Origin of the sequence: Larkinella arboricola (assembly GCF_003259745.1) — a bacterium.
GTDB classification, from domain to species: Bacteria; Bacteroidota; Bacteroidia; order Cytophagales; family Spirosomataceae; genus Larkinella; species Larkinella arboricola.
In genome coordinates this window covers 354,885-379,101 of sequence record NZ_QLMC01000001.1, presented here as the reverse complement: position 1 = coordinate 379,101, position 24,217 = coordinate 354,885, and the positions used below count along the sequence as shown (strand labels likewise).

Genomic DNA, 24,217 nt, shown 5'->3' with positions numbered 1-24,217 from the left:
TTTAACATCTGACACAACCAATGAATATATCAATAAAAATACCTTTTGCCATAGTTTGTACAGGGACGATGCTGGTCATTGGCTGTACGAATCTGGAAGATAAGGTGCTGGACCGATCAACTTCGCTGCCATCGGCTGATGCAGGGAATCTGGAGAGCTTACTGAATGGGGTGTATGCACAGTTGAATTCCATTACGGATCAGGCCAATGCGTACGCACTGCTGGAACACCCGTCGGACGAAATGATGGGGCCAACCCGCGGAACCGACTGGGATGACTTTGGCCGCTGGCGCCGGCTACACCAGCACACCTGGGACGCTACGACGGTTGACGTAATCGGTTCGTGGAACCAGCTTAACTCGGGTGTGTTCCGGGCAACACAGGCGGCTGCGGCTGCCGGTTCCAATACCAACGTTCAGGCGCAGGCGCGTTTCCTGCGGGCGTTCTTCATGTACCACATTGTCGATTTGTATGGTCAGGTACCTTTCCGGGAAGCCGACGCCAGCTTCGACGACAATCCGCGCGTCATGACGCGTTCGGAAGCCACGGCTTACATGATTGATGACTTAAACTACGCCATTCAGAACCTGCCGGCAACACTGAACCCGGGTCGGGCCAACCGCGATGCCGCGCAATTCCTGATGGCCAAAATTTACCTGAACCGGGCGGTATTTACGCAGGACCCGGCTTCTCCGTCGGGACCCTTTACGTTTACCAAAGCGGACATGGATCAGGTGATTGCCAATTGCGATGCCATCATCAACTCGAACCGCTACGCACTGGAACCCAAAGGAGAATACTTCGATAACTTCCACTGGGACAACAGTACGCTGTCGAAAGAGCTGATTTTCGTTATTGCCAACGAAAAAGGCGCTGCGGTTGGTAACACGCAGAACCGCTACCGGATGTCGCTGCACTACAACCAGCGCCCCGACGGCTGGAACGGTTTTACGACCCTGGCGGATTTTTACAACAGCTTTGATGCCGCCGACGAACGGCGCGGAAAAGCCATTCCGGTCATGACCGACAGCCTGGGGCTTCGGGCGGGTTTCCTGGCGGGTCAGCAGTTCGGCCCCGGTGGTCGCCCCTTAACCGACCGCGCCGGTGCTCCGCTGACGTTTACCCCGCAGCTTAACCTGCTGTATTCGCGAGAAGCGGACGGCATCCGGGTTGTTAAATACCTGCCCGATCCAAGCCGTCTGGACAACGGTGGAAACGACTACGTTTTCTTCCGGTATGCCGACGTGCTGCTGATGAAAGCCGAAGCCATTCACCGGGGCGGAGCCGCAACCGGGGGCGCAACGGCTCTGTCGCTGGTAAATCAGCTTCGCACAACCCGTGGCACCACGGCTCTGGCGACCGTGAACGACGCGGCTTTGCTGGCCGAACGCGGTCGTGAGCTGTACTGGGAGGGCTGGCGCCGGAACGACATGATCCGGTTTGGTACGTTCCTGAATCCGATGGACCAGAAACCCAACCAGTCGGAAGCCTTCCGAACCGTTTTCCCGATTCCGCAGCAGGCACTGGATACCAACCCGAACCTGAAGCAGAATATTGGTTATTAGCCATAAATTTCATAATATTAATACCCGGAACAGCAGCCTACCACGGGCTGCTGTTCCGTTTGTTATGATAGGTCAGCAATGCAGTGTGGTTTTGCGCGAGGATTCTTTTTACATGAAATTCGGGTACCTTTTTATCCTTATCCTCAGTCTCGGGCTGAGCGCCTGCCAGTCCGACCAGCCGTTGTTTCAAAAGCTTGATGCTGGCCAAACCGGCGTTCACTTCATCAACCAGTTACAGGAAACCGAACAGGAAAATATTCTGGCCTTCGAGTATTTCTACAACGGGGGCGGCATTGCGGTCGGCGATCTGAACAACGATGGTCTGCCCGACCTCTTTTTTACCGGCAATCAGGTTGAAAACAGGCTTTACGTCAACAAAGGTGATTTTGCCTTTGAGGACGTCACCCGAAAGGCCGGTGTGGCTGGCCGTCCAAACGGCTGGAAAACCGGCGTGACACTGGTGGACATTAACGCCGACGGCTGGCTCGATATTTACGTCTGTTACTCCGGTCAGCGCCCCGATGCCCTGCGGAAAAATCAGCTTTTCATCAACAACCACGATCTGACTTTTTCGGATCAGGCCGAACGGTATGGACTGGCTGATTCCGGCTATTCGGTACAGGCCGGTTTCTTTGATTACGACCGCGACGGCGATCTGGATTGTTTTCTGATCAACCACAATCTGAAAGATTATCAGCGGAAAGAAGCCGCCGTTATGCGGACCGAGCGGGATTATAACGCCGGTGACAAACTGTTCCGCAACGATGGCAACGGGCATTTTACGGACGTTTCCGAGCCGGCCGGCATCAAAGGCAATCCGCTGGGCTTTGGGCTGGGCCTTTCCATCTCTGATCTGAATCAGGACGGCTATCCGGATATTTACGTGACCAACGATTTTGTGGAGGATGATTATCTCTACATCAACCAGCGTGACGGCACCTTCCGCGACGAAATGCGGGATCGCATTGAGCATACCTCCTACTCGTCGATGGGCGTCGATGTAGCGGATGTCAACAACGATGGGTTGCCCGATATTTTTACACTGGACATGCTGCCCGAAAGCAACGCCCGCCAGAAATTACTCCCCTGGCCCGATAGCTGGAACGTGTATCAAGCACAGCTTCTGAACGGTTTCTGGCATCAGAATATGCGTAACATGCTGCAAATCCAGCAATCCAACGGACAGTTTGCCGAGATTGGCCAACTGGCGGGCGTTTCGAATACCGACTGGAGTTGGGGCACACTGCTCGCGGATTTTGATCTGGACGGTTACAAGGATGTTTTTGTCAGCAACGGCATGGTGCGGGATTTTACGAACGGCGACTTTGTCAAGTATTCGGATGAAGCCGAAGCTGGCCAACGCTCCCCGATTGAACTGATCCGGCAAATGCCCTCAACCCGCACGAAAAACTATATTTTCAGGAACAACCGTAACCTGACTTTCAGCAACCAGCAACAGACCTGGGGATTCGACGAGACGGCTACCTCCAACGGCTGCGCCTATGCCGATCTGGACAACGATGGTGATCTGGACCTGATTACTAACAACCTAAACGAAACCGCACGAATTTATAAGAACCAGAGCCGTGAACAAACCCAATCGTCGTACATCGGCATCCGTTTCAACGGACCGGCGACCAACCCGTTCGGCATTGGCGCTACCGTAACCGTGCAAACCGATAGCCTGACGCAAACGCAGGAATGGCATCCCACACGCGGTTTTCAGTCGTGCAGCCACGGCGATCTGCGGTTTGGGCTGGGCCCGCAAGCGGCTACGGTTCGGGTAACGGTGCAGTGGCCGGACGGAAAACGGCAAGAGATCAATGGGGCAAATCTGAATCAGGTGTTGACGCTGGATTATCGTCAGGCATCTGAACGGAGTGAAACCCCAAAGCCCAGTGCCAAACCGTTCTTTGAGGAAGTAACGGCCCCGGCGTTTACCCACACCATCGAACCGACCAACAACTTCGACCGGCAGTTGCTGCTGCCCATGCAGTATTCGTATGCGGGTCCGCGCATGGCCGTGGGTGACATCAATGCCGACGGGCAGCCAGACGTTTTTGTGTGCGGTACAACCCAGCAACCCGGTCGTTTTTTCCGACAAACCTCCGCAGGGTTTACGCCCCTGCTGCTCACTGGCGCCGAAGCAGGAAAAAATACCGATGCCGTTCTGGCGGATTTCAACGGCGATCAGCGTCCCGACTTATACGTGGTCAACGGCGGTTACGAAGTGCGGGAAACGGCCCTTTTGCAGGATCAACTATGGCTGAACGACGGAAAAGGCGGCTTTACCCCCCAACCACTCCCCACCGAAACCGACAACGGTAGTTGTGTTACGGCGCTGGATTATGACCGCGACGGCGATCTGGACCTGTTTGTGGGTGGCCATATCAAACCGAGTCGTTTTCCGGCTGCCGACGAATCGTTTTTGTTGCGCAACGACGGCAAGGCCCATTTTACCCGCGTTTCGCTCGGCAAGCTGGGTCTGGTGACCGATGCCGTTCCGCTCGACCTCAACCACGACGGCTGGCCGGACCTGGTGCTGGTCGGCGAATGGATGCCGGTAACGGTTCTGATGAATCAGAAAGGCGTTTTCTCTGCTGAAAAGCCCCGGACGTACGAAACGCTGGCCGGTTGGTGGAACCGCATCGAAAAGGCGGATTTGGACGGTGATGGCGACGATGATCTGGTGATTGGCAACCTGGGTCTAAATTCCCAAATCCGGACCTCAACGGAGCAACCGGCGACGCTGGTATACGAAGATTTCGACCAGAACGGCACCATCGACTGCTTTATGAATTACTACATTCAGGGCAAGTCGTACCCGGCTTATTCACGCGATGAAATTGGCGAACAAATGCCTAGTCTGCGGAAAATTTTCACGAACTACCAGACGTATTCCGACGCCACCATCGACCAGTTTTTCGCACCGGACGTGCTGCAAAAAGCGCAGAAGAAAACCATCAACGAAGTCAAAACCCTGGTGCTGGAAAACCGCGACGGCGAATTAGTGCCCCGGCCCCTACCCTTGCAGGCTCAGTATGCGCCCGTATACGGTATCTTGGCCCACGATTTTGACCGGGATGGCCGACCCGATTTGCTCTTGATGGGCAACAACTCGACCATGCGTCTGCGGATTGGTAAAATCGATGCCAACCACGGCGTTTTGCTCAATAACCGCGGCAACTGGCAGTTTATGCCGGTTTCGTCCACCACATCCGGTATTTTTGTCAAAGGTGATGTCCGGGATGTAAAAATGGTGGGCGATTATGTGCTGGTGGGCGTCAACAACCGTCCGCTACGCGTTTTCCGCCGATCCCGTTAACCAAGTACTCGATCAATCATGGCACTCATAAAATGGATAGGAATTGCCAGTCTGCTGTTGCTGGCAACCTGCAAACCGGATTCAAAACCGTTGTTTGAGGAGCTTGCAGCTTCCCAAACCGGGATTGACTTCATCAACCGGAGCCTCGACAAAAAGGATTTTAATATTTTCAATTACCGCAACTTCTACAACGGTACGGGGGTAGCCATCGGCGACGTCAACAACGACGGCCTGCCGGACCTGTTTTTTACGTCCAACTTTGAAGAAAATAAACTTTACCTGAACAAAGGAAACTGGCAGTTTGAAGACGTTACGCAGCAGGCCGGTATTACGGGTAAGAAGTTCTGGTCGACGGGTGTGACAATGGCCGACGTCAACGGCGACGGTCTGCTGGATATTTACGTTTGTAACTCGGGTAGCCGCGACGCCCGCGGTAACCAGCTCTACATCAACCAGGGCGTTAAAAACCGTACGAACCTGCCGGGACTGCCAACCTACCGGGAACAGGCCAGCCGCTACGGGCTGGTCGACGGCGGTTTTTCGACCCACGCGGCTTTTTTTGATTACGACCGCGACGGCGACCTGGATATGTATCTGCTCAACAACAGCTTTACGCCGATGGACCGCCTGGGCTACCAGAACATGCGCGAAATTCGCGACCATCTGGGCGGGCAGAAACTGTTCCGGAACATGACCAAAGAGCGGGAACAGCCCGGCAAGACCGACCCAAACGCCCCCATTTTTGCTGATGTCAGCGCGGAAGCCGGGATTTACGGCAGCCTGATCGGTTTTGGGCTGGGCATTACTGTCGGCGATGTGAATAATGACAACTGGCTGGACATCTACATCTCCAATGATTTCTATGAGCGGGATTACCTGTATATCAATCAGAAAGACGGCACCTTTAAAGAGTCGATCAAGGATCATATGGGGCACATCAGCCTGACCTCGATGGGGGCCGATATTGCGGACATGAACAACGACGGTAATCTGGACATTTTTGTTACGGACATGATGCCCGACGATGATTACCGCCTGAAAACCACCGGTTCGTTTGAGAACTACGAGCTTTACCAGTTGAAGCTGTCGCGCGATTTTTACCACCAGGACCCGCGCAACATGCTTCAACTCAACAACGGCGCAGGCCCGACCGGGCAGGTAACGTTTTCGGAAATCGGGCGGCTTTCGGGCACCTTCGCTACCGACTGGAGCTGGGGCGCCCTGCTGTTCGATATGGATATGGACGGGCACAAAGACATTTTCGTGACCAACGGGATTCTGAAAGACCTCACCGATCAGGATTTTGTCAATTATCTTTCCGACAACCCGGATATCCAATTGATGATCGAAGGCAAAAAGAATTTTGATTACAAAGAATACGTCGATAAAATGCCGTCGACGCCTTTGTCAAACTACGCCTTCCAAAATAACGGCAACGGTTTGCAGTACACCAACAAGGCCGCCGACTGGGGACTGGCGACGCCGGGCTTTTCAAACGGGGCCGCATACGGCGATCTGGACAACGACGGCGATATGGATCTGGTCGTCAACAACAACAACGCCCCGGCTTCAATCTACCGAAATACGGCCGTGGAAGACCAAAAACAAGCTTTTCTGCGTGTGCAATTCCGCGGTTATCAGCAAAATCAGAACGCCATCGGGACCAAAGTGTACGTTCACCAGCAAGGCCACACGCAATATTTGCAGCAGATGCCCAACCGGGGTTTTCAGTCTTCGGTTGATCTGACACTGGTGTTTGGGCTCGGGAAAAATCCGGCAATCGACTCGCTGACGGTGATCTGGCCCGACGACCGCAAACAGGTAATTCGTCAACCGAAAGCCAATCAAACCGTGTTGCTCGACTACCGGAACGCCCATCAGACGGTTTCTACGCAGCCTATCCAAACTGCCAAACCGGTTTTGCTGGCTGATGTAACCCAGCAAGTTAAGCTGAGTTATCAACATACTGAAAACGATTTTGTGGATTACGACCGCGATGGCCTGCTGAAACAGATGCTCTCCCGCGAAGGTCCGGCGCTGGCGGCTGGCGATGTCAACGGCGACGGTCTGGATGATCTGTTCTTCGGTGGGGCCGCCAACATGCCGCGCTCGCTTTATTTTCAGCAAGCAGACGGCAGCTATGTTTTACAAAAACAGCCGTTTTTGCTCGACGCCATGTATACCGAAGACGTAGCGGCCACCTTTTTTGACGCCGACGGCGACCGGGATATGGACTTGTATGTAGCCACGGGTGGTAATGAATTTGATGACCGAACGTTATTATTCGACCGGTTTTATCGCAACGACGGCAAGGGCAATCTGGTTTGGGACAAAACCATGCCCCGCGTGCTGGAGAGCAGTTCGTGCGTGGCGGCCTGTGACTTTGACCGTGACGGCGATCTGGACCTGTTTGTGGGGGGGCGTCTGGTGCCGGGGCAATATGGCCGTAATCCGGAACAAACGATTTTGATCAACGACGGGAAAGGCAATTTTCGGAAAGCAACCCGTGAATTAATGCCGTTTTCGGGCGAAATTGGAATGGTTACTGACGCGGTCTGGACCGATGTGGACCAGGACCAATACCCCGATCTGGTGCTGGTTGGCGACTGGATGCCGATCACCGTCCTGAAAAATAAGCAGGGCAAGGGGTTTGAACGGCTGGAAGGCCCTACGCTCGCCAAAAGCGGGGGCTGGTGGAACACCATCCGAACCGCCGATCTGGATGGCGACGGTGATGCCGATTTTGTGGTTGGCAACCTGGGCCTAAACAGCCGTCTGACCGCATCGGAGCAGGAACCGGCGCACCTGTACGGCAACGACTTCGACCGCAACGGCTCCTACGACCCGATCATAACCTGTTACCGTCAGGGCCGCGAATGCGTGATGGTTCAGAAACCGGATTTGCAAAAGCGGATTCCGGCCATCAAAAAGAAGTATCTCAAGCATACGGATTACGCCAAAGCCGGTTTCGAAGATTTGTTTACCGAAGAACAGCGGGAAGGCACCGAAGTCAAAACCGTACAAACCGCCCAGACGGCGGTATTGCTCAATGAAGGTCCCGGTGCTGACGGCAAACCCCGGTTTACGCTTCGCTCGTTGCCCTTGCAGGCGCAACTATCCCCCGTTCGTAGTATTTTGATCGATGATTACAATGACGACGGCAAGGCCGATATTCTGCTGGCGGGCAATTTTTTCGATGTATTGAACGAAATTGGGCGCTATGACGCCAGTTATGGCCTGCTGCTGACGGGTAACGGACGCGGTCAGTTCACGGCGATCCCGTCTGCCCAATCGGGTTTTTCGGTATTGGGCCAAGTGCGTGCCATACGGGAAGTGCAGGGACCAAACGGCAGCAAACGAATTGTATTGGCCAAAAACAACGATCAGGCTCAGGTTTTTGAGGTCAAAAAAACAAAAACGGGCCGACAAAATGAACTGGTTCGGAAGTAACCTATGATCAAATACACTAGTCTTTTCCTGGTAGTCGGAATCCTGGCGGTTTGGGGCTGTCACTCAGGCTCACAGTCCGAAAAACCGCTCTTCCAGTCGCTGGACTCCACCCAAACCGGCGTTGGTTTTGTCAATCGGGTACAGAATACCGCACATTTTAACATCATCGATTACCTGTACTTCTACAACGGCGCGGGGGTGGCCGCCGGTGATATTAACAACGATGGCCTGACGGATTTGTATTTTGTCTCGAATCAGGGCAAAAATAAACTTTACCTCAACAAAGGCGGCTTCAAATTCGACGATATTACCCAGAAAGCGGGCGTTGAAGGGGCCGCCGACTGGCAGACGGGCGTGACGATGGCCGATGTCAACGGCGACGGCTGGCTGGACATTTACGTTTGCGCCGTCAGTAATTTCAAAGGTCAGCAGGGCGCCAACGAGCTGTACATCAATAACCAGGATGGCACATTTTCCGAAAAAGCCGCTGAATATGGTTTAAACTTCAGCGGTTTTTCGACCCAGGCGGCCTTTTTCGATTACGATCACGACGGCGATCTGGATATGTACCTGCTCAACCACGCCGTTCACACCTCCCGCAGTTACGACCGCGTTTCGGCCCGGAACCTTCGTCAGAATGAATCCGGTGATTACCTGTTTCGGAACGACATGGTACGAGGCCCTAAAAATTCCAGCCCTTCTCCTGCCGCCAAACCGCATTTTACCAACGTCAGCGAGCAAGCCGGAATCTATGGCGCGGCTATGGGCTACGGGTTGGGCATTTCGGTAGCCGATCTGAACAACGACGGCTGGGAAGATATTTACGTCTCCAACGACTTCCACGAGGACGATTATTATTACGTCAACAACGGCAAAGGCGGTTTTACGGAAAGCGTCCGCACGGCGTTTGCCCACGTCAGCCGGTTTTCGATGGGTAATGACATTGCCGATGTGAACAACGACGGTTTTCAGGATGTGATGACGCTGGATATGTATCCCGAAGACGAAACCGTCGAAAAAATGTCGTTGGGTGAAGAGCCGCTGGATATCTACATCTACAAGCTCACCTTCGGGTATATGAACCAGTACAGCCGCAACTGTTTACAGATCAACCAGTCGGGCCGAAAATTCATGGATGTAGGCGCGATGGCCGGGGTAGCGGCTACCGACTGGAGTTGGGCACCGCTGCTGGCCGACTACGACAACGACGGCATTAAAGACCTTTTTGTAGCCAACGGCATTGTCCGACGGCCCAATGATCTGGATTACGTCAAGTTCACCTCCGACAACTCGATGCGGTCGACCATCGAAACCTCGAATGTGCTGGACGAAAAAGCGATCGCCATGATGCCCGAGGGCAAGGTGCATAATTACCTGTTTCAAGGCTCGGCGGAGTTGAAATTTACGGATAAATCGCGGGCCTGGGGTTTTGAAAAGCCGACGTTTTCGAGCGGGGCAATTTATGCCGATCTGGACAACGACGGTGATCTGGACCTCGTCACCAACGACATCAACGACCCCGCCGGAATCCATCAGAATCAGGCAGATAGACTCTTCCCCACACGTCACTGGCTCAAAGTCAAGCTTCAGGGAGAGGCCGCTAACGGTTTTGGCATCGGTGCCAAAGTGGTGTTAAAAACTAAAAGCGGTTTGCAGCTTCAGCAACTCATCCCGACGCGCGGTTTTCAGTCGTCCGTAGAACCGGTTTTAACGTTCGGTCTGGGTGAACTCAATACCGTTGATTCGCTGATTGTGATCTGGCCCAACCAAAAAATGGAAATTCAGCAGGCGGTCAAATCCAACCAGACATTGACATTCAAACAAATAGGAGCCCAACAGGACGTCGGTGACTTTCGGTTTACCGCTCCCGATCCAGAACCGCTGCTGGAAGAACGAACCGGCCAGAACCCGATTGCCTACCAGCATCAGGAGAATACCTATTTCGATTTTGTGCGGGAGTCGATGATGCCGTTCAAGGTTTCAACGGAGGGGCCCAAACTGGCCGTTGGCGACGTCAACGGCGACGGTCTGGAGGACTTTTACGCGGCTGGCGCCAAATGGCAGGCTGGCAGTTTACAGATTCAGCAACCCAATGGCCGTTTTGCAGCGAGCCGTCAGCCCGCTTTCCGGGCCGATTCAACCTTTGAAGATGTGGATGCGGTTTTCTTTGATGCCGACGGCGACAAGGATCTGGATTTATACGTGGTGTCGGGTGGCAACGAGTTTTTCGAAAAGATGCCTGAACAATTCGACCGGCTTTATCTAAACGACGGCAAAGGTAATTTCACCCGCTCGAACGGGTTGCCACCGATGTACGATAACAAAAGCTGCGTTCGTCCGGTGGATTTCGACGGCGACGGCGATCTGGATTTGTTTGTGGGCGGCCGAGTGGTGGCGTTTGCCTACGGTAAAATTCCAAATTCGTATTTGCTCATTAACGACGGCAACGGACGGTTTACGGACCAAACCGACCGGCTAGCCCCGGAGCTTCGGAAAGCGGGGATGGTTACCGATGCCGTCTGGATGGACTACGATCAGGACAAAGACCTCGATCTGGTGGTTGCAGGCGACTGGATGCCTATTCGCGTTTTCGCTAAGCAAAACGGCAAACTGGCAGCCGTAAAAGACATTACAGACGAGAATACCGCCCTGAACGGTTTCTGGCAATGCCTGACAGCCGCCGACTTCGATGGTGACGGTGATGTGGATCTGGTAGCCGGAAATCTCGGCCTGAATACCAAGTTTATCAAGCAGCCCGATCCGCGGCTAAAAATGTGGGTGAAGGATTTCGACAAAAACGGCAGCACCGATCAGGTTCTGGCGTATCAGCGCAACGGAAAAGAATGGTATCCCGTCAATTTTAAGGATGAACTGGGAAAACAGATGCCCAGCATTATCAACAAACGGTTTACCAATTACACCACCTTCGCCGGAAAGCCGCTTGAAAAGGTATTTGAAGAGCAGGAACTGGAAGATGCCGCTGAATACGAAGTCAATCAGTTTGCGTCCGTATTTCTGGAAAACCGGGGTAACGGAAAATTCACCGTTCACCCGATGCCCATGCTGGCGCAGGTGTCCAAGTTATTTGCCCTGCGAACGGCGGATATTGACAACGACGGTTTTCCAGATGTCCTGGCGGGTGGTAACTTCTACGGGGTCAGTACGTATCAGGGGCGTTACGATGCCAATTATGGGCTGGTTCTCAAAAACCGGGGCCACAAAACCGATAACAAGGCTCGCTTTGCCGCGCTTTCGCCTTTTGACAGCGGTTTTCTGCTCGAAGGCGAAGTACGGGACATCAAGCCTATTCGTGTAGCCAATGTTCCTCTCTGGCTGGTTGCCCGGAACGATACGACGATTCAAATTTTTCAGAAGGCAAAGTCAACCGTACCGACTGGTTTAGCAAGGATGCCATAATTAATACAGACACGTACAAGATGTGCTTTTTTTAAGGTAAATTTGTAGTCCTCTTGTACTTATCTTGATCAGGATTACTCATGAAGAATCCAATAGCGTACCTCATCGTACTTGGCGGGCTATGGTTTCTGGCCAGTTGCCAACCGAAAGCCACTCCGGAAGAATACAACGCCAAAGCCGCCGAACCGGAGCGATACCATCAATGTGTTAAGCAATTAACGGATGTGATCATCCACGATATTTTTTCCCCACCGGTCGCCAGTCGAATTTACGGCTATGCTACGCTGGCGGGCTACGAAGCGCTGGTTCCCGGTCAGCCGGGTTACGAATCGCTGGCCGGGAAGCTCCGGAAATTCACGGCTCCCCCCAAACCCGAACCGGGTCAGGAATATTGCTTTCCACTGGCCAGTACCCGGGCTTTTCTAACCGTCAGCCGTAACCTGACCTTCTCCGGTGATATGTTCGATAAGTTTGAGAAAGACTTTTACGAGCAGTACAAGGAAATCGGCGTACCTGAGGAGGTCATCGAGCGTTCGATGGCTTATGGGGAAGCCGTTGCCAAGCATATCATGGAGTTTGCAGGGAAGGATTCGTATAAACAAACGCGCGGTTTCAAACATACCGTTACAAACGCGGAAGGAACGTGGGTGCCAACGCCCCCGGCCTATATGGAAGCTGCCGAGCCCAAATGGATGCAAATTCGCTGCTGGGTGATGGATACGTGTTCACAGTTTATGCCGCCCGAAGCCGCTCCTTATGACATGACCAAGGGCAGCCCATTCTATAAACTGGTTGATGAGGTTTATCAACTGGGCATTCACCAGACCGAGGAACAGCGCAGAACGGCTTTCTTCTGGGATGATAACGCCTTTGTGATGAACGTAGCGGGCCACGTTTCATACGCATCTAAAAAAATGACGCCCGGCGGCCACTGGCTGGCGATTGCGGCCACGATTGCCCGTCAGCAGAAAGCGGATTTTGCCAAAAGCGTTCAAGCCTATACATTGACTTCCTTTGCGGTAGCCGACGGTTTTATCAGTTGCTGGGACGAAAAATATCGGAGTAACCGCATCCGGCCCGAAACCGTCATCAATAAATACATTGATCCAAAGTGGACGCCTTATCTGCAAACCCCTCCATTTCCGGAGTATACCAGCGGACACAGTGTCATTTCGGCGGCTGCGGCTGAAGTGCTGACGTTGCTTTACGGCGATAACGTTGCCTTTACGGACTCAACGGAGCATCCGTATGGTCATGGTGTGCGGTCTTTTAAGTCCTTCCGGGATGCAGCCATCGAAGCATCCTACAGCCGCTTGTACGGCGGTATCCATTTCCGGGATGCGCTGGAGTTGGGTAACATTCAGGGCAGAAAAGTCGGCGAATACGTGATCGAGAAACTAGCGAAGAAGGATGCTGTTGTGGCTACCCGCTGATGCTTACTGTCCGGAATTTTCGAAAAGCTTATCAGGATCGGCTGGTGCTGGACATTTCCCGCGCCGATTTTCCGGCGGGTGTTCACTGGATAAAAGGCCGTAACGGTTCGGGCAAAACAACTTTCTTCCGTTCGGTAGCGGGCCTGTTACCATTCGGGGGGAATCTGATCCTGGAAAACCGGTATGATCTGCGAAAACATCCCGTCGAATACCGGCTTCGGGTTAATTACGGGGAAGCCGAGCCAATCTACCCGGCTTTTCTGACAGCCTGGGAACTGATCCGTTGGGTGGGTGCTACCAAGCAAGCCCCACTCGGGCAGGCGGATGAACTCATTGATCGGTTCGGGATTCGGGATTTTATGAAAGCGCCCCTTGGCACCTATTCAAGTGGGATGCTCAAAAAGACGTCTCTGGTGCTGGCCTTTCTGGGCAATCCAACGCTCATTCTGCTCGACGAGCCACTCATTACGCTCGATCAGGCAACCACCCGGACCGTGCTTGATTCCATTCGCCAAAGCCGCCAGCAGGGGATTAGCTTTCTGTTATCAACGCATCAGGATGTTGACCCTGTTGACTTACCCATTGATTTTACCTGGATGGTTGGACAACAGACTTTGGCGCCCTTTCCACAACCGGCTGACCAATGAAAGCCCTCTGGACCGTTCCGGAGAAAATAATCGTCCGGCAATTTTATCTGCAAAATACCGGGTTGTTTCTGGTTATCCTGTTGCTGGGCTTTGGCTTTTTAAGCTCGAACGAACACATTGCGCTGGCCACTTACGCGCTGCATGACGGCTTTTTTCTGGCTGGCTATGTCGCGCTTTGGCTCCTGTATACCCTTTATACGATTCGTTTCAACTCGCAGGTTATCCAAACCACCGATCTGCTCCAGTTTTTCAGGCTTATTCCGGCCGCCAAGCGTCTTTTAATCTTTTATCTGCTCAATTTGCAGTTACTGGCTCCCGTGCTTTTATACGCCGGTTTTATGCTTTGGGTAGGTACACAGCAGCACACGGTTTCAGCAAACGGCATCCTCGTCCTGGTGATTGGCTCGCTGTCTGTTTTGCCACTACCGTTTATTGAACGTGCTTTACAAAAACCGAATCCGGAACACGTTAGCAGTCGTCTAGGTAGCTGGCTCCGACACCATCTGACCACTCCCTATGGCTTTTTCTTTATCCGTTACCTGTTTCGCGAGCAACCCATTACCCTGTTTCTAACCAAAACAGGCTCGTGTCTGCTTACCATTGGTATAATCCTGCTTTATCCCACCGACGATTACGATATCCGGTTACTGTCTCTGGGCATCTTGTTATCGGCGGCTTTCCATGCCGGTGTTGTTTTCGAATTATACCAATTTGAAGCCACGCACTTGTTGCTGCTGCGTAATTTACCGGTATCCCTTTTCAGGCGCTGGCTATTGTATGGCGGAATTATAGCCCTATTAATGAGTCCGGAAATGCTATTGTTATTGTATAGACGGCCCGAGGCTGTTTCCACGCTGAACATTGCAGGCGTATGGCTTTTAGGCTTCAGTATTCTTTTGCTGGAATTCACGGCTTTGCTCACCCGCCACCAATCCCGCGACCGTTTTATGGCTACCTTATTCTGGCCTATTATTGCTTACTTTCTGCTGATTATGTACCGACTGCCCGCGTGGGGCCTGGCGTTTGCAGGTCTTACGATAGCTACTATGCTGTTCATTCGTAATTTTTACCGTTCCACCTGGGAGTCGGAGGAAGAGTAAAAGAACACCCACGGCCTGACCTTCCAGCAGTTCCAGAAAAAATCCGCTAACCATCTTTATCTAGCTAGCGGATTATGCATAAGAAGTAGATTTTTTACCAGTATCTGGAAGGCACTCCGGTTGAGTGTAAATCCAGCGATACATCAGCCGACTGAACCGCCATTCGGTTTAAACCCGTATAAATAACACGCACCGCTTCTTCAATCCGCTGCCAGCCTTCTTCGGTAGCCAGATCAATACCGACAAACGTACGATTGTTTTTTGATAGCAGGGTTAAATTAGCCATTGCACCAGCCATAATAGCCGATATAGCCTTGAAATCAGCGCCTTTTACAAATGAAAGCTGCTCAACCAGACGCGTAAGTTCCTCATCAAAGGCTTTGCTTACTTCATCAGCCAGGGGGCTATCCTCCGTAACGGTCGCTTTTACAATTTGATAAGCCGCTGGAAACTGGCGGAAGAAGCGAAAGGAATGAACCAATTGTTTATACCACAATTTGGCTAAGTCGTTTTCATGAACCGGCCGCAATTGTTCTAATGTAACCGGACTCAGTAATGGAAACAAACGCCCCATCTTAACGTAATAGCTTAGCAACCCGTCGAGTCCGCCGAAATAGCGGTAGATGAGCACTTTACTGACGCCAGCTTTCTCAGAGATACGGTTAATACCAATGCCGTCAATCCCTTTTTCCGCTATAACCTCTTCAAGAGCGTTGATGATTCTTTGTGAAGTCTGCGCGCGATTCCGTTTTACTTTTTCCATAGGTAGGATAAATAATTGTTAGTCATCAGTTACTAATCAGACGCAGAACGCAGGGAAAAGTCACATAGAGGTTACAATTATCTTCAATATTTCATTAAAAGAGGAATATAACTTATTTCTCGGCGGCCTTTATCACGGAGAAGGTGGCTGTAGCACAACAAAAAAAGGAACCCCGGTTGAGGTTCCTTTTTACTTATTGTTTATACCGGATTAAACCGTTTCTCGTTTTTTGGTCCGTGTAAACTTCTCACGGGTTTCAACAAACGACTCGTATTCTTCTTTCGAATTGACGATAATGTTGTTGTACCGCCGTGCTCCCGTACCAGCCGGGATCAGGTGTCCTACCAACACGTTTTCTTTCAATCCTTCCAGATAGTCAGCCTTACCGCGGATCGAAGCCTCGCTCAAGACCTTGGTCGTTTCCTGGAATGAAGCCGCCGACAGGAAGCTTTCCGTACCCAGTGAAGCCTGCGTAATACCCTGTAGGGTCGGTTGCGAAACCGCCGGCATGGCATCCCGCACTTCAACAAGCTTCATATCCCGGCGTTTCAGGCTTGAGTTTTCATCGCGCAGACGACGTACCGAAATAATCTGACCGGCTTTCAGGGTATCTGAATCGCCCGCATCCGTCACGACTTTCATGTTCATGATCTTGTCGTTTTCGTTCCGGAACGTCCATTTATCCACCGATTGCATATCCAGGAAGATAGTATCACCCGCATCCATGATCTCAACTTTCTGCATCATCTGGCGAACAATCGCTTCAATGTGCTTATCGTTGATTTTCACACCTTGCAGACGGTATACTTCCTGAATTTCGTTCACCAGGTATTCCTGCACTGCGGTCGGACCTTTGATCGACAGAATGTCTGACGGCGTAATGGCACCATCCGACAGCGGATCACCCGCCCGTACGAAGTCGTTATCCTGTACCAGAATGTGTTTCGACAGCGGTACCAGGTATTTTTTCTTCGTGCCGTCTTTCGACTCGATAAAGATTTCGCGGTTACCCCGTTTGATCGTACCGTACGTAACAACACCGTCGATTTCGCTGACAACCGCCGGGTTCGACGGGTTCCGCGCTTCGAACAATTCCGTTACCCGGGGCAGACCACCCGTAATATCGCGGGTTTTACCAACGTTACGCGGGATCTTCGCAACCGGCTGACCGGCTTTGATATCCTGACCGTTTTTCACAACCAGACGCGCACTCACCGGCAGGTTATACCCTTTCTCCGTGGTGTCTTCCAGCAGTGTGCTGGTTCCTTTGACAACAATGGCCGGGTTTTTGGTTTTATCACGGCTTTCGATGATCACCATTTCCTGGAAGCCGGTTTGTTCGTCAAACTCTTCGCGGTAGGTAATGGCTTCTTCGATCGCTTCAAATTCTACTTTACCCGTCAACTCGGACAAGATAACGGCGTTGTACGGATCCCAGGCGCAAAGTTCATCACCCTTCTTAACAGGTTGATTCTCTTTTACACGGAGGAAAGCACCGTACGGTACGTTGTTGCTGATCAGAACCAGATTCGGGTTGGCCGGATCAACGATCTTGACCTCACCGGAACGACCCATCACAACCGTAATCGGATTGCCTTCGTTATCAACGGATTCAACCGTCCGCATTTCTTCGAACTGAACAATACCGTCGAATTTAGCCCGGATTGAAGCATCAACTGCAATGTTGGAAGCCGTACCACCCACGTGGAAAGTACGAAGCGTCAACTGCGTTCCCGGCTCACCGATGGATTGCGAAGCAATTACACCCACAGCTTCACCGATGTCGACCATCCGGCCCGTTGCCAGGTTCCGACCGTAACATTTCGCACAAACCCCTTTCTTGGATTCACACGTCAGTACCGACCGGATTTCAACGGTTTCGATGCTGGTTTCGTCGATAGCGGCAGCAATCTCTTCGTTGATTTCGCTACCACCGGCAACAATCAGTTGTTTCGTCAGCGGATTGTATACATCGTGAACCGTTACCCGGCCCAGAATCCGCTCTGACAGCGGTTCAACGATATCTTCGTTGTCTTTCAGCGCCGAGATTTGCAGGCCCCGGAGCGTTCCGCAATCGTCTTCGGTAATAATTACATCCTGCGCAACGTCGTGCAGACGGCGGGTCAGGTAACCGGCATCGGCCGTTTTCAAAGCCGTATCGGCCAGACCTTTCCGGGCACCGTGCGTCGAGATGAAGTATTCCAATACGTCCAGACCTTCTTTAAAGTTCGACAGAATCGGGTTTTCGATGATCTCACCGACCGAACCTTGCAGGTTCTTCTGCGGCTTGGCCATCAGACCCCGCATACCGCCCAACTGACGAATCTGCTCACGTGAACCCCGTGCACCGGAGTGCATCATCATGAAGATCGAGTTAAAGCCTTGCTGATCGGCTTCCAGCTGCTTCATCAGGGTTTCCGTAATCCGGCTGTTTACGCGCGTCCAGATATCAATTACCTGGTTGTAGCGTTCGTTTTCCGTAATCAGACCCATCAGGTAGTTATTCCAAACGCCTTCTACTTCCTGCTTGGCCTCTTCGATCAGTTTTTCTTTTGCATCCGGGACTTTAACGTCGCTCAGACCAATTGACAAACCGCCTTTGAAAGCCATCTGGAAACCAAGTTCCTTGATATCGTCGAGGAACTGAGCCGTTTTGGAACCACCGGAAATTTTGAAAATATGGGCAATGATCTGCTGCAGTTTCTTTTTCGTCAGCAGTTCATTAATGTAACCAACTTCCGTCGGAACCGACTGGTTGAACAGCACCCGGCCCGCTACGGTTTCGATCAGTTTCGTTTCAAGCTCACCTTTCTCGTTCCGAACCTGCGTCCGAACTTTGATATTGGCGTGCTTCGAAACTTTCTTTTCGTTGATGGCAATAATGACTTCCTCCGGTCCGTAGAACGTCATGCCTTCGCCCACAATCGGATATTCCGGTGTGCTCCGGCGACCTTTCGTTACGTAGTATAAGCCCAACACCATGTCCTGCGACGGTACGGTAATTGGCGCTCCGTTGGCCGGGTTCAGAATGTTGTGCGACGCCAGCATCAGCATCGACGCTTCCAGGATGGCTTCCTGTCCCAGCGGAACGTGAACGGCCATCTGGTCACCGTCAAAGTCGGCGTTGAAAGCCGTACAGACGAGTGGGTGCAGCTGGATCGCTTTTCCTTCGATCAGTTTCGGCTGGAAAGCCTGAATACCCAAACGGTGCAGCGTTGGAGCCCGGTTCAGCAGAACGGGGTGGCCTTTCAAAACGTTTTCCAGAATATCCCAGATAATCGGGTCTTTCCGGTCAACGATTTTCTTCGCTGATTTGACGGTTTTAACAATACCGCGCTCGATCAACTTCCGGATAATAAACGGCTTGAACAACTCAGCCGCCATATCTTTTGGCAGACCGCACTCGTGCAGTTTCAATTCCGGACCTACTACGATTACCGAACGACCGGAGTAGTCAACCCGTTTACCGAGCAGGTTTTGACGGAAACGTCCCTGCTTTCCTTTCAGCATATCAGAAAGGGATTTCAGAGCCCGGTTTCCTTCCGAACGAACGGCGTTTACTTTCCGCGAGTTGTCAAACAATGAGTCGACAGCTTCCTGCAACATCCGTTTTTCGTTCCGCAGAATTACCTCCGGTGCTTTGATTTCGATCAGACGCTTCAGACGGTTATTCCGGATAATTACCCGGCGATACAGGTCGTTCAGGTCGGACGTTGCAAAACGGCCACCATCCAGGGGGACGAGCGGACGCAGTTCCGGCGGAATAACCGGCACCATCCGGATCACCATCCATTCCGGACGGTTTTCAACACGGGTGTTGGCATCCCGGAAGGCTTCAACCACTTTCAGCCGTTTCAGAGCCTCGGCTTTCCGTTGTTGTGAGGTATCCGTAGCCGCAGCGTGACGCAGGTTATACGACAATTCGTCGAGATCTACCCGTGACAGCAACAGTTCGAGTGCTTCAGCACCCATTTTAGCAATAAACTTCTGCGGATCAGAATCCGGCAGCAGTTGGTTGCCACTTGGCAGTTTATCAACAATATCCAGGTATTCGTCTTCCGTCAGGAAATCCAGTTCCTGAACACCGTCTTCTCCTTTAATACCGGGTTGAACGACAACATAGCGTTCGTAATAGATAATCTGATCGAGCTTCTTGGTAGAAAGACCGAGCAGGTATCCAATTTTATTGGGAAGGCTCCGGAAATACCAGATGTGTGCCACCGGAACAACCAGTTCAATGTGACCCATCCGTTCCCGACGCACTTTCTTCTCCGTCACTTCGACCCCACAGCGATCGCAGATAATGCCTTTGTAGCGAATACGTTTGTATTTACCGCAATGACACTCCCAGTCTTTAACCGGGCCGAAGATCCGCTCACAGAACAAACCGCCCATTTCAGGCTTGTATGTCCGGTAGTTGATCGTCTCCGGTTGCGTCACTTCACCATACGAACTCTCCAGAATGGACTCGGGCGAGGCCAGGCTGATCAGCACTCTGGAAAAGTCGCTGTTGAGCTTCTTATTCTTTTTGAATGACATTGGATGGAGTTTTATTGGGTGAAAATATTCTTGTAGCCGTTTTCCCCTGCCGGCCTGTTAACCCGCAGGGGAAATCGACTGTTTTTAATCCATTGTAACCTCAAGGGCCAGACCGCGCAATTCGTGTACCAACACGTTGAACGATTCCGGAATGTTAGGTTTCGGCAGGTTTTCGCCTTTTACAATGGCTTCGTAGGCTTTAGCCCGGCCCACTACGTCATCGGATTTTACGGTCAGGATCTCCTGGAGAATGTGTGAAGCACCAAAGGCTTCAAGCGCCCATACTTCCATTTCTCCGAATCGCTGACCACCGAACTGCGCCTTACCACCCAGCGGCTGTTGCGTAATGAGTGAGTACGGTCCAATTGAACGAGCGTGCATTTTATCGTCAACCAAGTGACCCAGCTTCAGCATGTAGATCACGCCGACGGTAACAGGTTGATCGAACCGCTCACCCGACAGACCGTCGTACAGGTACGTCCGGCCAAACGATGGCAAACCAGCCGCGTCCAGCTCAGCCACTACCTGTTCTTCGGTGGCTCCGTCAAAAATTGGCGTCGCATATTTGCGGCCCAATTTCAAACCGGCCCAGCCTAAAACGGTTTCGTAAATCTGACCGAGGTTCATCCGGGAAGGTACACCCAACGGGTTCAGTACGATATCAACCGGCGTTCCGTCTTCCAGGAATGGCATATCTTCATCCCGAACGATACGAGCCACGACCCCTTTGTTTCCGTGACGACCGGCCATTTTGTCACCCACTTTCAGCTTCCGCTTCTTGGCAACATATACCTTCGCCAGTTTCACAATACCCGCCGGCAGTTCATCACCGACTTCGAGGGTAAACCGTTCGCGTTTGAAACGGCCTGTGATTTCGTTCCGACGGTTGTTATAGTTCTTGACCATCTGGGTCAACAACTTGTTGGTATGCGGATCATCCGTCCAGCCTTCGATCAGCAGGTCGCCCAGCAGGTTGACTTCTTCTGATACAGAATAGCTACTTTCGTCGCGATACGGGTTTTTGTCCGGGAACAGGTTATCCGTAATATTTTTACGGGTAAACTTAACGCCCTTGCTCGTGATATTGTCGCCGAACTTGTGGTTGATGCCCTGAGAGGTTTTGCCTTCCAGCAGTGCCGTCATCTTGTTGATCATCTTCTCACGAACACCGATCAACTCCCGGCTATAGCGTTTCATCAACGCTTTGATCTCTTCTTTGTGTTTCGAACGCTCGTCTTTGTTCGGACGTGAGAACAGCTTCGTATCGATCACGACCCCTTTCAGCGACGGCGGTGCTTTTTTGGAAGCATCTTTCACGTCACCGGCTTTGTCACCAAAGATGGCGCGGAGCAGTTTTTCTTCCGGCGTCGGATCGCTTTCTCCCTTCGGCGTAATTTTACCGATCAGGATATCGCCTTCCTTCACCTCCGTACCGACACGGACAATACCGTTCTCATCCAGGTTACGGACGGTTTCTTCCGAAACGTTTGGAATTTCCGCCGTCAACTCCTCTTCACCACGCTTGGTATCCCGTACTTCGAGTTCAAACTCTTCAATGTGAATTGACGTAAAGATGTCTTCACGAACAACCCGCTCCGAGATCACAATGGCATCCTCAAAGTTATAACCCTGCCAGGGCATGAAAGCGACTTTCATGTTCCGACCCAGAGCCAGCTCACCACCTTCCGTTGCATATCCTTCGCAAAGCGGCTCACCTTTCTTCACTTTCTGACCTTTCAGCACCATCGGCTTCAGGTTGATGCACGTATCCTGGTTCGTCCGGCGGAACTTGATCAGGTCATAGGTTTTCAGATCGTCGTCGAAGCTCACCAGGCGTTGATCTTCCGCCAGGTCATAGCGAACAACAATCTTGGTTGAATCAACGAATTCGATTACACCGTCCTCTTCTGCAATCACCAGCGCCCGTGAGTCGATCGCAACACGTCCTTCCAGACCCGTTCCGACGATTGGAGCCTGTGGCCGCAGTAGCGGAACAGCCTGACGTTGCATGTTCGATCCCATCAAGGCCCGGTTAGCATCATCGTGTTCCAGGAACGGAATCATCGAAGCGGCCACCGAAACGATCTGGTTCGGCGCAATATCCATGTAGGTTACGCTCGTCGGCTCCGACATCGGGAAGTCCCCTTCAAAACGAGACTTGATGCGGTCGCCAATCAGGACACCACCATCGACCTGCGTATTAGCCTGTGCGATGTAGTGCGTATCTTCTTCTTCAGCCGTCAGGTACTTCACCGGCTGATCTTCGGCCACCTGTCCGCTTTCAATAATCCGGTATGGCGTTTCGATAAAGCCCATGCTGTTTACTTTCGCGTAAACGCAGAGGGAAGAAATCAAACCAATGTTCGGACCTTCCGGTGTTTCAATTGTACACAGACGCCCGTAGTGCGTGTAGTGAACGTCACGAACCTCAAAACCGGCCCGTTCGCGTGACAGACCACCGGGCCCGAGCGCCGACATCCGACGCTTGTGCGTCACCTCGGCCAACGGGTTCGTCTGGTCCATAAACTGCGACAACTGGTTTGTTCCGAAGAACGAATTGATTACCGAAGACAGCGTCCGGGCGTTAATCAGATCGACCGGTTTGAAATCTTCGTTATCACGAACGTTCATCCGTTCCTTGATGGTCCGGGCCATCCGCGCCAGACCGACACCAAACTGGGCATATAACTGCTCACCTACAGTCCGGACGCGCCGGTTGCTCAGGTGGTCAATATCATCGACAACGGCTTTAGAGTTGATCAGACCGATCAGGTACTTCACAATGGAAACGATATCTTCCGTTGTCAGAACCTTCGTGTCAGCCGCTACATCCAGACCCAATTTCTTGTTAATCCGGTAACGGCCTACATCACCCAGGTCATAGCGTTTGTCCGAGAAGAACAAGCTCTGAATAATTTCACGGGCGGTTTGCTCATCCGGTGCTTCCGTATTCCGAAGCTGACGATAGATCTGCTCAACAGCTTCCTTCTCTGAGTTGGAGCTATCTTTTTGCAGCGTATTATAAATGATATTATAATCCGCCACGTTCATATCTTCCTTATGCAGGATGATCGACTTCTGGCCGGAATCCGTAATCGTATCAATATGGTCGGACGTGACAACGGAGTCACGTTCCATCAGAACCTCGTTCCGGCTAATGGATACGACTTCACCCGTATCTTCGTCCACAAAGTCTTCCGTCCAGGTCCGCAGAACCCGTGCTGCCAACCGACGACCGACTATCTTCTTCAGGTTTGCCGGAGTGGCCGGTATTTCTTCGGATAAACCGAACAGGTCGAGAATTTCTTTATCGGAACCGAAGCCAATAGCACGTAGCAGCGTCGTTACCGGAAATTTTTTCTTCCGGTCAATGTACGCATACATGACATTGTTAACGTCGGTCGAGAACTCAATCCACGACCCTTTGAACGGAATGATCCGTGCTGAATACAGTTTCGTTCCATTGGTGTGCTTACTCATTGAGAAGAACACACCCGGTGAACGGTGCAATTGGGAAACAATTACCCGTTCTGCCCCGTTAATGACAAACGAGCCTTTCGCTGTCATGTACGGAATGTTGCCTAAAAATACTTCCTGCTCAATCGTCTCGAAGTCTTCGTTATCGGCATCGTTGCATGAAAGCCGTAATTTAGCTTTCAACGGGACAGAATAGGTCAGACCCCGATCGATACATTCATCGACGGAGTATTTAGGGGGGTCAACCGAATAATCAATAAATTCCAGCACGAAATTTTCGCGGGAATCCGATATCGGAAAATTTTCCTGAAAAACTTTAAACAAACCTTCTTTCGAACGATTATCAGAAGGGGTGTCTAACTGAAAAAAATCTTGGAAAGATTGTATCTGAACATCCAAAAAATCCGGATATTCGATCACTGGTTTGATTTTCGCAAAGCTTATACGCGCAGTTGTTTTCGTAGCCAAGACTTCGTTGCGTTTAGTTGTAGTGATCGATAA

General features: G+C 51.8%; 10 protein-coding genes. 7 read left to right on the top strand and 3 right to left on the bottom strand.

What is annotated here, in order from left to right; genetic code table 11:
* Positions 1-20 precede the first annotated feature (20 nt).
* The 7 genes from LX87_RS01605 (at position 21) to LX87_RS01575 (ending at position 14,937) form a co-directional block, all read left to right on the top strand.
* The gene (locus LX87_RS01605) at positions 21-1,565 is read left to right on the top strand and encodes a RagB/SusD family nutrient uptake outer membrane protein (RefSeq protein ID WP_111626421.1); all 1,545 of its coding nucleotides are present in this window, start codon (positions 21-23) and stop codon (positions 1,563-1,565) included.
* A gap of 112 nt (positions 1,566-1,677) precedes the next feature.
* On the top strand, positions 1,678-4,890 hold the full coding sequence (locus LX87_RS01600; RefSeq protein ID WP_111627438.1) for a VCBS repeat-containing protein: 3,213 nt from the start codon (positions 1,678-1,680) through the stop codon (positions 4,888-4,890).
* Positions 4,891-4,908: 18 nt separating this feature from the next.
* The gene (locus tag LX87_RS01595; RefSeq protein WP_111626420.1) at positions 4,909-8,340 is read left to right on the top strand and encodes a VCBS repeat-containing protein; all 3,432 of its coding nucleotides are present in this window, start codon (positions 4,909-4,911) and stop codon (positions 8,338-8,340) included.
* Positions 8,341-8,343: 3 nt separating this feature from the next.
* Positions 8,344-11,757 carry a VCBS repeat-containing protein gene (locus LX87_RS01590; protein ID WP_111626419.1) on the top strand — a complete coding sequence of 1,138 codons (3,414 nt, stop codon included), beginning with the start codon at positions 8,344-8,346 and terminating at the stop codon, positions 11,755-11,757.
* Positions 11,758-11,837: 80 nt separating this feature from the next.
* A complete protein-coding gene (locus LX87_RS01585; RefSeq protein WP_111626418.1) occupies positions 11,838-13,190 on the top strand; it encodes a vanadium-dependent haloperoxidase in 1,353 nt (450 codons plus the stop codon).
* Positions 13,190-13,837: an ABC transporter ATP-binding protein gene (locus LX87_RS01580; protein ID WP_111626417.1), complete on the top strand. Its 648-nt coding sequence runs from the start codon at positions 13,190-13,192 to the stop codon at positions 13,835-13,837. The genes LX87_RS01585 and LX87_RS01580 overlap by 1 nt, the downstream gene beginning before the upstream one ends.
* Entirely contained in the window at positions 13,834-14,937 is a 1,104-nt protein-coding gene (locus LX87_RS01575) for a hypothetical protein (protein WP_111626416.1), read from the top strand. Before LX87_RS01580 ends, LX87_RS01575 begins: the two co-directional genes overlap by 4 nt.
* A gap of 94 nt (positions 14,938-15,031) precedes the next feature.
* Here the strand turns inward: LX87_RS01575 and LX87_RS01570 are convergent, their stop codons facing one another.
* From LX87_RS01570 to rpoB, 3 genes are all read right to left on the bottom strand, one after another.
* Positions 15,032-15,700: a TetR/AcrR family transcriptional regulator gene (locus LX87_RS01570; RefSeq protein WP_111626415.1), complete on the bottom strand. Its 669-nt coding sequence runs from the start codon at positions 15,698-15,700 to the stop codon at positions 15,032-15,034.
* Positions 15,701-15,910: 210 nt separating this feature from the next.
* The gene (rpoC, locus tag LX87_RS01565) at positions 15,911-20,239 is read right to left on the bottom strand and encodes a DNA-directed RNA polymerase subunit beta' (RefSeq protein WP_111626414.1); all 4,329 of its coding nucleotides are present in this window, start codon (positions 20,237-20,239) and stop codon (positions 15,911-15,913) included.
* Between the two features lie 84 nt (positions 20,240-20,323).
* Complete coding sequence (gene rpoB, locus LX87_RS01560) at positions 20,324-24,184, bottom strand: DNA-directed RNA polymerase subunit beta (RefSeq protein WP_111626413.1); 3,861 nt, start codon at positions 24,182-24,184, stop codon at positions 20,324-20,326.
* Positions 24,185-24,217 lie beyond the last annotated feature (33 nt).

What these genes read in the sequence shown, in the direction of transcription:
- LX87_RS01605 (WP_111626421.1), top strand. Translation starts at nt 21, where the DNA reads ATGAATATATCAATAAAAATACCTTTTGCCATAGTTTGTACAGGGACG.
- LX87_RS01600 (WP_111627438.1), top strand. Translation starts at nt 1,678, where the DNA reads ATGAAATTCGGGTACCTTTTTATCCTTATCCTCAGTCTCGGGCTGAGC.
- LX87_RS01595 (WP_111626420.1), top strand. Translation starts at nt 4,909, where the DNA reads ATGGCACTCATAAAATGGATAGGAATTGCCAGTCTGCTGTTGCTGGCA.
- LX87_RS01590 (WP_111626419.1), top strand. Translation starts at nt 8,344, where the DNA reads ATGATCAAATACACTAGTCTTTTCCTGGTAGTCGGAATCCTGGCGGTT.
- LX87_RS01585 (WP_111626418.1), top strand. Translation starts at nt 11,838, where the DNA reads ATGAAGAATCCAATAGCGTACCTCATCGTACTTGGCGGGCTATGGTTT.
- LX87_RS01580 (WP_111626417.1), top strand. Translation starts at nt 13,190, where the DNA reads ATGCTTACTGTCCGGAATTTTCGAAAAGCTTATCAGGATCGGCTGGTG.
- LX87_RS01575 (WP_111626416.1), top strand. Translation starts at nt 13,834, where the DNA reads ATGAAAGCCCTCTGGACCGTTCCGGAGAAAATAATCGTCCGGCAATTT.
- LX87_RS01570 (WP_111626415.1), bottom strand. Translation starts at nt 15,700, where the DNA reads ATGGAAAAAGTAAAACGGAATCGCGCGCAGACTTCACAAAGAATCATC.
- rpoC (WP_111626414.1), bottom strand. Translation starts at nt 20,239, where the DNA reads ATGTCATTCAAAAAGAATAAGAAGCTCAACAGCGACTTTTCCAGAGTG.